Raw genomic sequence first — 13,383 nt, forward strand, 5'->3', positions numbered from 1 at the left:
CTCGGGTGCCTTGCGCGTCACATGTGTCTCTCGCGAGGCGGTCTTCGCGGCGTCGGGGACGTAAACTGGCCACGTGATGGACAACGCGACGCCTGCCCCGCTGACCGATGGCGCCCCCGTGCGCACGCTTGACCTGCGCCGCACGGCGACGGGCCGGCACCTCAGCCGTGCCGAGCTGAAAGCCGCGATGCCCCGCCCGGAACAGGACACCTCGACGGCGTCGGCCGCCGTCGAAGACATCATTCGGAGGGTGCGGACCGAGGGGTTTGCCGCGCTCGCCGATCTGGCGCACCGGTTCGACGGCGTCGCGCAAGTCACCACGCGGGTGGCTGCCGATGAGCTCCAGCGAGCCGCCGACGAACTCGACCCCGCCGTGCGGACGGCGCTCGAAGAGTCGATCGCCCGCGCGAAGACCTTCGCCGAGGCACAGCGCCCAGCCGATGCGACGTCGACTTTTGGCGAGGGTGCGACGGTCACCCAGCGCTGGGTGCCCGTGCGGCGCGTGGGGTTGTATGTCCCCGGTGGACTCGCGGTATATCCGAGTTCGGTGGTGATGAACGCGGTGCCCGCCCTCGCGGCGGGTGTGCAGTCGCTGGCGCTGGCCTCGCCACCCCAACGCGAATTTGGCGGCTTGCCGCACCCGACGATCCTGGCCGCTGCCCACCTCTTGGGAATCGAGGAGGTGCACGCCATCGGCGGCGCCCAAGCTGTGGCTGCGTTCGCCTATGGGACTCAGGCTTCCGGAGAGGCCGCATCGATCGAACCGGTAGACGTCGTGACGGGGCCGGGCAACGTGTACGTGGCCACGGCCAAGCGTTTGGTCAAAGGAGTCGTGGGGATCGACGCGGAGGCCGGTCCCACAGAAATCGCGATTCTGGCCGATGAGTGGGCGGACGCCGACTTTGTGGCAGCCGACATGATTAGCCAGGCTGAACACGATCCTCACGCCGCCGCCGTCCTCGTGACAGCCTCTGAGGACTTAGCGGACCGGGTGAGCACGGCCTTGACCGAACAGATCCGGACCACCAAGCATCACGAGCGCGTCGTTACGGCCCTGGCCGGCGCCCAATCGGCGATCGTCCTCGTAGACGACCTCGACGCCGGGATCGCCGTGTGCGACGTCTATGCGGCCGAGCATCTGGAGATCCAGACGCGTCAAGCCTCGTCGGTGGCCGCGCGGGTGACTGCCGCGGGCGCCATTTTTGTTGGCCCCTACAGCCCCGTCAGCTTGGGGGACTACAGCGCTGGTTCTAATCACGTCCTGCCGACGAGCGGAACGGCGGCCCATGCCTCCGGTTTGAACGTCGCCACGTTCATGAAAGCCATTCAGGTTGTGGACTACTCGCGGGATGCCCTGGGCGGCGTGGCCCGGAACGTTGTGGCCCTAGCGCGGGCCGAAGATCTTCCAGCTCACGGAGACGCGATCCTCGTCCGCGGCGTGGGGCAGTAGCGCGACCTGTAGGTGAATCACACTGATGTGATTAGACTGGTGGGAAGGAACGCCATCGCGCTGCACGGCGCGGTTCCTGCCACAGAGATCACTCGGGGAAAGAGACAACCAGAGCTGCCTCGGCAGTCGGAGAAGGGAAGCGACGATGCATTGTCCGTATTGCCGCCACACCGACTCGCGCGTGGTCGACTCCCGTGTGGCCGATGACGGCTCATCGATTCGTCGACGCCGCCAATGTGGGGAGTGTGGGCGCCGTTTCACCACGGTGGAAACGGCCAGCCTGTCAGTGATCAAGAGGTCCGGCGTCGCCGAACCCTTCAGCCGCTCCAAAGTGATCAGCGGCGTGCGGAAGGCCTGCCAGGGGCGCCCCGTGACCGATGACGATCTCGCCGTACTCGCGCAAGAAGTTGAAGAAGCGGTCCGCCTCTCGGGTACCGCTGAGATCGACGCCCATCACGTGGGCCTCGCGATCCTAGGGCCGCTGCAACAGCTGGATCAGGTCGCGTTCTTGAGGTTCGCAAGCGTGTATCAAGGCTTCGAATCGCTCGAAGACTTCGAAGCGGCGATTGAGAAGTTGCGGCGTGAGGAGCCGGCGCGTTCAGAGGGCAGGCAACGCCCGCTGACCGCCCAATAGCAGGGTCCGGTCGCCCGGAAAGTTCCGTCAGCCCGCAGTACCACGGGTCATGACGGTGATGGGATCCGGTGGTGGCCTCGGAGGGGAAGCCGAGGCCACCACCGGTTGTGCTTTCCATGGCTACGCCAAGAGTTTGAAGTGCAGTGCCGCCTGAAGGGCGGCGCCCACGATCCCCGCGTTGTTCTTCAGCTTGGCCACTTCGATGGGCGTGCGCAGATTCAGGAGCGGCAGGTAGTCCTCGGCGCGCTTGGAGATGCCGCCCCCGACGATAAAGAGTTTGGGGGAGAAGAGGAACTCGACGTGCTCAAAGTACCGTTGCAGTCGCTGCGCGTATTCATCCCACGGCAGGTCCTCACGCTCGCGGGCTGAGGCTGAGGCGCGTGTCTCCGCGTCGTGCCCGTCGAGTTCGAGGTGCCCCAACTCAAAATTGGGGATGAGGGAGCCGTTGTAGAGCATCGCGGAGCCAATGCCCGTGCCAAGCGTGATGGCCAGGACGGAGCCGTCGACGCCTTGGCCGGCTCCATACCGGGCCTCGGCCAGCCCCGCGGCGTCGGCGTCGTTAATGACATGGATTTCCCGGTTAAGGCGCGCGCTGAAAATGCCGTCCACGTCGGCATCGATCCACGACTTGTCCACGTTGGCGGCGGAACGCGCCACACCGTCGTCGATGATCGCCGGGAAGGCCGCACCGATCGGCGTGGTGGGGTCCGGAGCGTCCTGACGCAGCATGAGCTCGTCGACGATTTCGGCGAGGACATCGGCCACGGCTTCGGGCGTGGCCGGCTTCGGGGTGGGAATCCGGAATCGGTCGCCGAGCAACGTGCCTTGGGCCAGGTCGACAATCCCGCCCTTCATGCCGGTGCCGCCGATGTCGATACCGATCGCGGTACGCGGCTGATCCTTCGTGGTGTCCTTGGCCATCTGCTTCCTCTGGGGTTATATTCCGCGGGTGCGGGGATCCTCTAGCGTGCGAGCGCCAGCTTATGCGGTGGTGGTGAGCACCTCGGCGCCCGATTCGGTCACCACCATGGTGTGCTCAAATTGCGCGGTGCGCTTCCGGTCCTTGGTGACGGCCGTCCAGCCGTCATCCCACATCTCCCATTCGTGCGTGCCAAGCGTCAGCATCGGCTCGATCGTGAACACCATGCCCGGTTCGATCAGCTGATCGTAGGCTGGAGCCGCGTCGTAATGGGGGATGATCAGGCCCGTATGGAACGCCTTGCCGACGCCATGACCCGTGAAGTCACGGACAACGCCGTAGCCGAACCGCTTCGCATAAGCGGAGATGGTGCGGCCGATGACATTGAACTGACGCCCGGGGGCGACGGCTCGGATGGCGCGGCGCAACGACTCTTCGGTGCGCTCCACCAGCAGGCGCGATTCCTCGTCGACGTCGCCGACGAGGAACGTGCGGTTGGTATCCCCGTGGACCCCGCCCACGAAGGCGGTGATGTCTACGTTGACGATGTCTCCGTCTTCGAGGCGGGTCGTGTCGGGAATGCCATGGCAGATGACTTCATTTATGGACGTGCAGGTGCTCTTCGGGAAGCCCCGGTACCCGAGTGTGGAGGGGTAGGCATCGTGATCGAGGAGGTATTCGTGCCCCACCTGATCGAGGGCGTCCGTCGTGACGCCGGGGGCGACGGCGTCCCGAACTGCGTCCAAGGCGCCAGCAGCAATACGGGACGCGTGACGAATTTTCTCGACGGTCTCGGCATCGTAAACGTCCGAACCCTCGTAGGGTGTCGGGGCCGGTTTGCCAACGTATTCGGGGCGTTGGATCGACGCCGGAACGGTGCGCAAAGGGGTCGGTGTGCCGGGGGTCAAATGTCCGGTGGGAGCAGTGGAAATGGCCATGCGTCCGATCCTATCCGTGTGGCTCACGCGCGGGCGAGTATCGTGGCGGTCAAGAGGTGACGCGAGCACCATCGCAACGCGAGAAACACAAAGAAAGGACACCTGATGAGCAAGCCCACCGGTGACTTCTGGTACAACGTCGTGACCCACGAGGTCGAGCAGGGAGCCCAGTCTGACTGGACCCAGCTGATCGGCCCCTACGAGACGCGCGCGGAAGCCGAGAAAGCTCTCGAGAAGGTCCGCGAACGCAACGAGGCGTGGGACGACGCCGACGCCGACTAACGGCGGCGCCAGTGATGCATGTTACACGAACCTGTCGCTAGAACGAGTGCTCGTCGCTGGGAAATGACGCCGACGCAACATCCTCGCGATAGGCGGTGACGGCGTCGTGCACCACGGAGCGCAGGTCCGCATACTGCTTCACAAAGCGTGGTAGGCGCCCGGAGCGTAAGCCCAGCATGTCCTGCCACACCAAGACCTGGCCCGTCGTGGCAGGACCGGCGCCGATGCCGATGGTGGGGATCGTCAGGGCCTCGTCGACCCGACGTGCGGCCTTGGCAGGAACCATTTCCATCAGCACACAGAATGCGCCAGCGGATTCAAGGGCGCGGGCGTCCTCGATGAGAGCAGCCGCGGCCTCGTCGTTGCGGCCTTGGACGCGGTAGCCGCCGAGGGCGTGCTCACTTTGTGGCGTGAAGCCGATATGGCCGATGACCGGGACTCCTGCCCGGGTCAGCGCGCGGACGTGATCCGCGTAAAACGCGCCGCCCTCCAGCTTGACGGCGTGGACGCCGGCTTCCTTCATCAAGCGCACGCCGCTGGTGACCGCCTGCTCAACCGAAGCCTCGTACGAACCAAAGGGGAGGTCAACGACCACAAGGGCCCGCCGGGCGCCCGCCGTGACGGACCGAGCAAACACGATCATCTCGTCCATGGTGATCGGCAGCGTCGTCGACTGGCCCATCATGTTGTTGGCGGCCGAATCGCCCACGAGGAGCGTCTCCACCCCGGTGGCGTCGAAGATCTCCGCCATCAGTGCGTCGTAAGCCGTCAGCATGGTGAACTTACGGCCGTCGGCTTTGGCTTGCGCCAAGTGATGCGTGCGGATGCGCGCCGGTGCGGGCGCGCTGTACGGTGCGCTCTGCTCGGATGTCATGAGTCAAGCCTAGATCACGACGTCGGGGCGCGCTCTGGGCATCCACCGCGTCACGGCGCGCTGGGCAGCGTGAAATAAGGCTGTCACACGTGCACGGCATACTAGGCGCTGACGAGTACAGTAAAACCGGTAGTCCCGTTCGGCGCCGACGCCGCGGGCAGCGGGCGCAAGCGCGCCCGCCCGGTGATGTTCTGCGCCAGCTGCCGCTGGGGCGGGCATCGTTGACGTGGAAGGAGGCCCCAGTGGACCGCCAGCAGGAATTCGTGCTGAGGACAATCGAAGAGCGCGATGTCCGGTTTGTCCGATTGTGGTTCACCGACGTGGTCGGGTCCCTGAAATCTGTGGCCTTGGCTCCCGCGGAGGTTGAGGGGGCCTTCGAGGAAGGGCTCGGCTTTGACGGTTCCTCCATCGAGGGGCTGTCCCGGATCTACGAGTCGGACATGCTGCTGCAGCCGGACCCCTCCACGTTCCAGATCCTTCCGTGGCGCGGCCAAGTGGAGCCGACGAGCCGCATGTTCTGCGACATCCTGACTCCCGACGGTACGCCTTCACCCGCTGATTCTCGTCAGGTTTTGAAACGGCAGCTGGCCGCTGCCGCGGACATGGGCTTCACGTGTTACACACACCCTGAGGTCGAGTTCTATCTGCTGGAGTCGGAGGACCTCGACTCCTCCGGTCATCCGGTTCCGGTGGACCAGGGCGGCTACTTCGATCACGTGACCGGCGGCGTCGCCCAAGACTTCCGCCGCAAGGCCGTCACCATGCTCGAAGCCGTGGGCATCTCCGTCGAATTTAGCCACCACGAGAACGGGCCTGGCCAGAACGAGATCGACCTGCGCTACGCGGATGCCCTGCAGACGGCGGACAACATCATGACGTTCCGCACCGTCATCAAGGAGGTGGCCCTCCAGCAGGGGATTTACGCGACTTTCATGCCGAAGCCCTTCTCCGAGCACGCCGGGTCCGGCATGCACACGCACTTCTCCCTCTTCGAGGGAGACACAAACGCCTTCTTCGAGGCGGGGCATGAGTACCAGCTCTCGCAGACAGCTCGGCAGTTCATCGCCGGCATCCTGCACCATGCGCCGGAATTCACGGCGATCACCAATCAGTTCGTGAACTCCTATAAGCGCCTCTGGGGCGGAGGCGAGGCCCCCAGCCACCTCTCCTGGGGCCACAACAACCGCTCGGCGCTGGTGCGCGTGCCGTTGTACAAGCCCAACAAGGGCCAGTCGGCGCGCATTGAGTACCGCGGGATCGACTCTGCCGCCAACCCCTATCTCGCCTATTCGGTGCTCCTCGGGGCCGGGCTTAAGGGCATTCAGGAAGGATACGAGCTTCCTGAGGCGGCCGAGGACGACGTCTGGAGCCTCTCCAACGCGGAACGCCGGGCCCTCGGACATAATCCGCTGCCGGGAAGCTTGCACGACGCGATTAGGGTCATGGAGGATTCCGAGCTCGTCGCCGGCATCCTCGGTGAGCAAGTCTTCGACTCGTTCTTGCGCAATAAGCGGGACGAGTGGTCGGCCTACCGGCAGAACGTCTCTCCTTTTGAGATCAACCGGTACCTCGGCATCCTCTGAGCCTCGTGTTTTCGACTCGCGACTTCATTACCGCCGGGTTCGATGATGTGGAGCGTGCGCGCCGGTTCCTCGCGGCCGACGAACTCACGAGCTGCGCGCCCGAGCACCTCATCGAGGGCCTCTCGCAGGCCGCCGATCCGGATCAGGCCCTGCTGAGCCTGGTTCGGTTGGCCGAACGCGTTCCGCGGGTCTTAGAGCTTGTTCAACAGCCGGGGCCGCGCTTGCGCTTGTTCCGCCTGTTAGGGGCGTCGGAGGCGCTGGCCGAATTTCTGTTGCGTCACCCGGAAGCCCTGACGGTCGTCTCCGAGGAACAGGACGTGCAGTGTTCCCTTTCGCAGCTGCGCCAACGCGCGCTGGCCGCCGTCGGAGCCACGGGACCGGACGGACGCTGGATAGCCACTGTTGCTGGCCCCGAGGGCGTTCTGGCCCTCCGAAGGGCCTATCGGATGGAGCTGACACGCATCGCGCTGCGCGATCTCTGCGCGCGCGACCCGCTGGAGGAGATGCCTGCGGTTTCAGCTGAACTCGCTGATATCGCCTCGGCCGCGTTGGACGCAGCGCTCGCCGTAGCCCGTCAAGATCTCGCGGAGCACTTCGATCCTGAGGATATCGCCCGGGTCCGTTTGACCGTGATCGGTATGGGCAAGTGTGGTGCGCGTGAGCTGAACTACATCTCAGACGTCGACGTGATCTACGTCCACGAGGCGGACGGACTGGAGGAGTCCGTCGCCTCGCACATTGCGGGCGCCTTGGCCAGCGCCCTGGCCAAGAACATCAACGCCACGTCCAGCGAGCCCGGATTGTGGGAAGTGGACGCGAACCTGCGCCCGGAGGGCAAAGACGGCGCCCTGTCCCGCACCTTAGATTCTCACCTGGCGTACTATCAGCGCTGGGCGCAAAGCTGGGAGTTTCAGGCACTGCTCAAGGCCCGGCCGATCGCGGGAGACGCTGAGCTCGGCCGGGCGTATGAAGAGGCCGTGGCGCCGATGATCTGGAGTAGTTCCGAACGCGACGGCTTCGTCGAATCGGTTCAAAGCATGCGCCGACGGGTCACGGACAATATTCCCGCCGGGGAGGTGCCGCGCCAGATCAAGCTGGGCCCAGGGGGTTTGCGCGACGTTGAGTTTACGGTTCAGTTGTTGCAGCTGGTGCATGGACGCGTGGACCACTCGTTGCGGGTGCGGGACACGACGACGGCGATCGCGCGCTTGAGCGACGCGGGGTACATCGGCCGGATCGACGCGATGGACTTCGATCAGGCCTATCGATACCTCCGGGTGCTGGAACACCGCATCCAGTTGGTGCACTTGCGTCGAACCCATCTCATGCCCGCCAAGGAAGCCGCACAGCGCGCCCTGGCACGGGCCGCCCAACCGCCGGGCGCGGTGAAGAAGCACACCGCGCAGCTGCTGCACGAGCGATGGCAACACTGCAAACGCCAAGTGAAGTCCCTGCACGAGCGCATCTTCTATCGTCCCCTGCTCGCCACCGCCGCCAATCTCAGCACTGAGGAGGTGCGGCTGACTCCGGAGGCGGCGCAGGCGCGCCTAGCCGCGCTTGGCTATCTCGACCCGCAAGGGGCCATGCGCCATATTGAGGCGCTCACCGCCGGTGTGAGCCGCAGGGCTTCGCTCCAACGGCAGCTCCTTCCCGTTTTGCTCGGCTGGATAGCTGAGGGGGTCAGCCCGGATGCGGGCCTGCTCGGATTCCGCCGCATTAGCGAGCGCCTGGGGGAGAGCCCGTGGTACTTGGGCCTGTTGCGCGACTCCAACGCTGCGGCGGAACGGCTCTGCCGGGTCTTGTCCTCGTCACGGCTCTTGACGGATTGGCTTGAGGTCTCGCCGGAGTCCGTGGCTTGGCTGGGAAACGACGACGAGCTGCGTCCCATGTCCGCCGAGCAGCTACGGCGCGAAAACACCGCGAAGCTGCGCCGGCACGGCAATTCAGAGGCTGGCATGCGCTTGGTGCGCATCAACCGGCGGCGTGAGATGCTCCGCACGGCCCTGGCCGAAGGGGCCGGGCTCATCGGCGTGGATGAGGTGGGGCGTTCGTTGGCCGCCGCCGACGCCGCATGCGTTCAGGCAGCGCTGACCGTGGCAGAGCAAGAGGAGATCGGCCGTGGCGAGCTCCTGACTGACGTCGTCGTGATCGCCATGGGGCGCCAAGGCGGCGAGGAAATCAGCTACGGATCCGACGCGGACGTGATCTACGTGCATCGAGCGAGGGTGGGCACCGACGCCCAGGCTGCGCAAGAGCAGGCCACTCGCATCGTGACGCGGATCAGTCAACTCTTGACGTCGCCCCTGAAGCCCGCGGTCCAAGCCGAAATCAAACTGACCGTTGACGCCGCGCTGCGCCCGGAAGGCCGCCAGGGTGCGCTCGTCCGCTCCCTCGAGTCGTACCGGGAGTACTACGCAAAGTGGGCCCTCGCCTGGGAGCGGCAGGCTTTGCTGCGCGCGCGCCCGATGGCTGGCGAGGCTGCGCTCACTGCCGAGTTCATGACCGTCGTCGACGAAGTTCGCTATGAGCGCGGACTCGCGGACGACGAACGGCGCGAAATCCGGCGGATTAAGGCGCGCGTCGAAGCGGAACGGCTCCCGCGCGGGGCGGACCCTGCGCTACACGTGAAGCTGGGGCGCGGCGGGCTCAGCGACGTAGAGTGGCTGGTCCAACTGCTGCAGTTGGAGCACAGCGCGACCCATGCGGAGATCCGCACGCCGTCGACGCGGCACGCTTTGGCCGCCCTAGGCGAGTCCGGGCTGTTGGCACACGACGACGTCGTCCTGTTGGATTCTGCGTGGACGCTGGCCACGCGGATCCGCAGCGCAACTCTGGTGGCGACTGGTCGGCCAGCCGACGTCCTGCCGCGAAGTTGGGGAGATCTTGAGGCGGTCGCCCGCTGGTGCGGTTACGAGCAGGGCAGTGGTGCCCGGCTCGAAAGCGACTATCGCCGGGCAACGCGGCAAGCCCGGCACGTCTTTGAGCGGGAGTTCTACGGGTTTGACTGAGCGGTTCGGACTGTCAGGCGCCTGTGTGATTAATCGCGAATTTGTGCACGGGCGGCCATCAGTTGGGTAGGGTGGGCATGTTCTGACCTCGGTCACCTACATGTGGAAGGAAATGCGTTCTCCTTCGTCTGCGAGGGGGAGCGCGGATTACTCATGAGTTCACCCGATACCACTAGAGATTTATTACATAAACTAAATGATGTGACGAAGCGCAAGCCGCGCCCGCACAAGGAGAAGGGGATCGACAAGGTCATCTTCGGTGTCTCCGGAGTGCTGGCTGTGGCCTTTGTTGTGTGGGGCTTCGTAAGCCCCTCCGGCCTGAGTTCCGTTGCCGACACCCTCTTGGGCGGCACGATCAGCAACTTCGGTTGGCTGTTCGTCGTGGCCGCCTCGTTCTTCCTGATCTTTGTCATCGTGGTTGCCGCCAGCAAGTTTGGCGCCATTCCGCTGGGCAAGGACAACGAGGGCCCAGAGTTCCGCACCTCATCCTGGATCGCGATGATGTTCGCCTCCGGTATGGGCATCGGCTTGGTGTTCTATGGTGTTGCAGAGCCGCTGTGGTACTACATGGCGCCGCCTCCCGCGACAGTCGACGCGCAGACCGCTGATGCCATGCTCACCGCGATGGGCACCACCATGTTCCACTGGGGCCTGTACCCGTGGGCCATGTACGCCATCGTCGGCCTCGGCTTGGCCTACGGCACGTTCCGCCTCGGCCGCAGCCAGCTCTTTTCCTCGATGTTCGTCCCGCTCTTCGGCCAAAAGTCCGTTAACGGCGCGGGCGGTAAGGTCATCAACATTCTGGCGATCCTGGCGACGCTGTTCGGCTCCGCCTGCTCGCTGGGCCTCGGTGCCATCCAGATTGGCGGCGGTATCCAGTCCGTGGGTCTCGTCGAGTCGGTCGGTACCTCGCTGCTGGTGATCATCATCGTGGTGCTGGCGATCGGCTTTGTGGCCTCGGCCGCGTCCGGCGTCGCCAAGGGCATTCAGATGCTCTCCAACACCAACATGGTCCTGGCGATCCTGTTGGCCGTTTTGATCTTCATTGGCGGCCCCACCCTGTTCATGCTCAACGTGCTGCCGAACGCCATCGGAGCATTCATTGCAGACCTGCCCCACATGGCGTCGCGTACCGCTGCCTCCGGCGGCGAAGCGCTCGAATCGTGGATGTCGTCCTGGACGATCTTCTACTGGGCTTGGTGGGTTTCGTGGACGCCGTTCGTCGGTTTGTTCATCGCCCGGATTTCCCGCGGCCGCACCATTCGCCAGTTCGTCACCGGCGTGTTGGTCGTTCCCACGGTGATCTCGCTGATCTGGTTCTCCGTCTTGGGTGGCGGCGCGATCGGCATTCAGCAACGCGCCGAGCAGTCAGGTGGTGCGATTGAGCCGATCGTCAACATGGTCGACGGCGCTCCGGACTTGAACTTCGATACCGCCCTGTTCGACTTCTTGGTGCACCTGAGCGTCCCGGATTGGATGTCCGTGGCCATGATGGTGGTGGCCGTGGTCCTGATCGGGATCTTCTTCATCACCAGTGCCGACTCCGCGTCGATCGTCATGGGCACGTTGTCGGAAAACGGCGTCATCGAGCCGAGCCGCCGCGTCGTCATCTTCTGGGGTGTCGCTGTGGCCGCTGTCGCCGCTGCCATGCTGTTGGCCGGCGGAGACGATCCGGCCGCCGCGCTGAACGGCCTGAAGAACATCACAATTGTGGCGGCACTACCGTTCCTGTTCGTGATGCTGCTGCTGTGTGTCTCGCTGTGGAAGGACCTTTCCCGCGATCCCATGGTTCTGCAGGGCCAGTTGGCCAACGCCATCCTGACCGATACGGTGGCCACCGCCGTCGACAAGTACGACGGCGAGCCGTTCGAGATCCATACGCTCGAGGCCAACACCAGTGAGCAGGAGGCCGTAGCGGCCGACGAGGCTGCGAATGCAGCGCGTGATAAGTAGGACGGAAGTCCCCGGCTGATTGTCAGCCAACGCGATTCGGGTGGCCCGTTCTCCGCAGTCTTGCGGAGAACGGGCCACCCGTTTCATTGAACCCCCGTGTTGCTCTTGGCGGGAGCGCTCACCCCGCCCGCAGACACCGCCGGGGGGGCTACCTGCGTGCCGCCCTGCGCGCGCAACAGCGGCGTGCAGAGAGACAACTGAGCCCGTCGCGACCGCTCTGGTCACGACGGGCTCAGTGGATTCGGCTGAGAGCTCGCTAGCGATTAGACGCTGTAGTACAGCTCGAACTCGTAAGGATTGGGGCGAGCAGCCAGCGGCTTGACCTCGACCTCGGTCTTGTAGTCGATCCACGCCTGGATGAGGTCCTCCGTGAAGACGTCACCGGCCAGCAGGAACTCGTGGTCTTCGGCCAGAGCCTCGAGGGCTTCTTCCAGCGACCCGGGTGCCACCTGAATGCCAGCGGCCTCTTCCGCCGGGAGCTCGTAGAGATCCTTGTCGATCGGCGCAGCGGGCTCGATGCGGTTTTTGATGCCATCCAAGCCGGCCATCAGCTGGGCCGCGAACGCCAGGTAAGGATTCGAGGAGGGATCCGGCGCGCGGAACTCGATACGCTTGGCCTTCGGGTTGGATCCCGTGATCGGGATGCGGATGCCGGCCGAACGGTTGCCCTGCGAGTACACCATGTTGACCGGGGCCTCGAAGCCCTTGACGAGGCGCTTGTAGGAGTTCACGGTGGGGTTCGTGAAGGCGAGGACCGCTGAGGCGTGCTTCAGGAGGCCACCGATGTACCAGCGGGCCAGATCCGAGAGGCTGGCGTAGCCCTTCTCGTCGTAAAACAGCGGCTCACCATCGGACCACAGGGACTGGTGGCAGTGCATGCCGGACCCGTTGTCGTTATAGATCGGCTTCGGCATGAAGGTGGCCGACTTGCCAAAGGCATCCGCCACGTTCTTGACGATGTACTTGAACTTCAAGATGTCATCAGCGGCGTGGGTCAGCGTGTTGAACTTGTAGTTGATTTCCGCCTGACCGGCGCTTCCCACCTCGTGGTGGCTGCGCTCGACTTCCAGGCCTGCCTGGTCCAGCTCGACGCAGATGGCATCGCGAATATCGGCCTGCTTGTCGGTGGGGGAGACCGGGAAATAGCCGCCCTTGACGGGGGTCTTGTGACCCAGGTTGCCGCCTTCGTCAGCGCGGCCGGAATTCCAAGCTGCTTCGATGGAGTCAACCTTGTAGAAGGAGCCCTGCGGAGCGCACTCGTACTGGACGTTCTCGAAGATGAAGAACTCGGCTTCTGGAGCGAAGAACGCAGTATCGGCGATGCCGGTGGAGGCGAGGTAGGCCTCGGCGCGCTCGGCGACGCCGCGCGGGTCGCGGTGGTACGGCTCGCCCGTGCGGGGGTTGATGATCGAGAAATTCATGGCCAGCGTCTTCTCGACGCGGAATGGATCGACGAAGGCAGTGCTCACGTCAGGGATCAGCTGCATGTCCGACTCGGCAATGCCCTGAAAACCGCGGATCGAGGAACCATCGAACAGCTGGCCGTTGACGAAGAAATCGGCGTCGACCGTCTTGGCTGGCACGTTGAAGTGCTGCTGGACACCGGGCAGGTCGGTGAATCGGATGTCGACGAACTTCACGTCTTCGTCGGCAATGTACTTGAGGACTTCGTCCGGATTCTTGAACATCTAGAACTGCTCCTTGTGTGCCTGGGCGCGGGCACGGGGCTCCGCGTCTCGAGG

The 13,383-nt window shown here is 64.6% G+C and carries 10 protein-coding genes; 6 read left to right on the plus strand and 4 right to left on the minus strand.

Annotated features, from left to right (window positions below; all coding sequences use genetic code 11):
• The first annotated feature begins 76 nt into the window (after positions 1 to 76).
• Complete coding sequence (gene hisD / locus IW252_RS12220; RefSeq protein WP_196837263.1) at positions 77 to 1,450, plus strand: histidinol dehydrogenase; 1,374 nt, start codon at positions 77 to 79, stop codon at positions 1,448 to 1,450.
• 145 nt (positions 1,451 to 1,595) lie between these two features.
• Positions 1,596 to 2,084, plus strand: a complete 489-nt coding sequence (gene nrdR, locus IW252_RS12225; RefSeq protein WP_196836809.1) for a transcriptional regulator NrdR — start codon at positions 1,596 to 1,598, stop codon at positions 2,082 to 2,084.
• A 120-nt stretch (positions 2,085 to 2,204) separates the two neighbouring features.
• Here the strand turns inward: nrdR and ppgK are convergent, their stop codons facing one another.
• Both ppgK and map read right to left on the minus strand, forming a co-directional pair.
• Positions 2,205 to 3,005: a polyphosphate--glucose phosphotransferase gene (gene ppgK / locus IW252_RS12230; protein ID WP_196836810.1), complete on the minus strand. Its 801-nt coding sequence runs from the start codon at positions 3,003 to 3,005 to the stop codon at positions 2,205 to 2,207.
• A 60-nt stretch (positions 3,006 to 3,065) separates the two neighbouring features.
• On the minus strand, positions 3,066 to 3,941 hold the full coding sequence (map, locus tag IW252_RS12235) for a type I methionyl aminopeptidase (RefSeq protein WP_231366004.1): 876 nt from the start codon (positions 3,939 to 3,941) through the stop codon (positions 3,066 to 3,068).
• A 105-nt stretch (positions 3,942 to 4,046) separates the two neighbouring features.
• Here map and IW252_RS12240 point away from each other — a divergent pair, with 105 nt between their 5' ends.
• Positions 4,047 to 4,223, plus strand: coding sequence for an SPOR domain-containing protein (locus IW252_RS12240; RefSeq protein WP_196836811.1), 177 nt, complete (start codon positions 4,047 to 4,049; stop codon positions 4,221 to 4,223).
• Between the two features lie 37 nt (positions 4,224 to 4,260).
• Here the strand turns inward: IW252_RS12240 and panB are convergent, their stop codons facing one another.
• A complete protein-coding gene (panB, locus tag IW252_RS12245; RefSeq protein ID WP_196836812.1) occupies positions 4,261 to 5,097 on the minus strand; it encodes a 3-methyl-2-oxobutanoate hydroxymethyltransferase in 837 nt (278 codons plus the stop codon).
• Positions 5,098 to 5,339: 242 nt separating this feature from the next.
• Here panB and glnA (IW252_RS12250) point away from each other — a divergent pair, with 242 nt between their 5' ends.
• From glnA (IW252_RS12250) to IW252_RS12260, 3 genes are all read left to right on the plus strand, one after another.
• Positions 5,340 to 6,680: a type I glutamate--ammonia ligase gene (glnA, locus tag IW252_RS12250; RefSeq protein ID WP_196836813.1), complete on the plus strand. Its 1,341-nt coding sequence runs from the start codon at positions 5,340 to 5,342 to the stop codon at positions 6,678 to 6,680.
• Positions 6,681 to 6,685: 5 nt separating this feature from the next.
• Positions 6,686 to 9,688: a bifunctional [glutamine synthetase] adenylyltransferase/[glutamine synthetase]-adenylyl-L-tyrosine phosphorylase gene (locus tag IW252_RS12255; RefSeq protein ID WP_196836814.1), complete on the plus strand. Its 3,003-nt coding sequence runs from the start codon at positions 6,686 to 6,688 to the stop codon at positions 9,686 to 9,688.
• Positions 9,689 to 9,889: 201 nt separating this feature from the next.
• Positions 9,890 to 11,641, plus strand: coding sequence for a BCCT family transporter (locus tag IW252_RS12260; protein ID WP_331271536.1), 1,752 nt, complete (start codon positions 9,890 to 9,892; stop codon positions 11,639 to 11,641).
• A 263-nt stretch (positions 11,642 to 11,904) separates the two neighbouring features.
• Here the strand turns inward: IW252_RS12260 and glnA (IW252_RS12265) are convergent, their stop codons facing one another.
• Positions 11,905 to 13,329, minus strand: coding sequence for a type I glutamate--ammonia ligase (gene glnA / locus IW252_RS12265; protein WP_196836816.1), 1,425 nt, complete (start codon positions 13,327 to 13,329; stop codon positions 11,905 to 11,907).
• Positions 13,330 to 13,383 lie beyond the last annotated feature (54 nt).

This window comes from Zhihengliuella flava (genome assembly GCF_015751895.1).
Taxonomy (GTDB): Bacteria; Actinomycetota; Actinomycetes; order Actinomycetales; family Micrococcaceae; genus Zhihengliuella; species Zhihengliuella flava.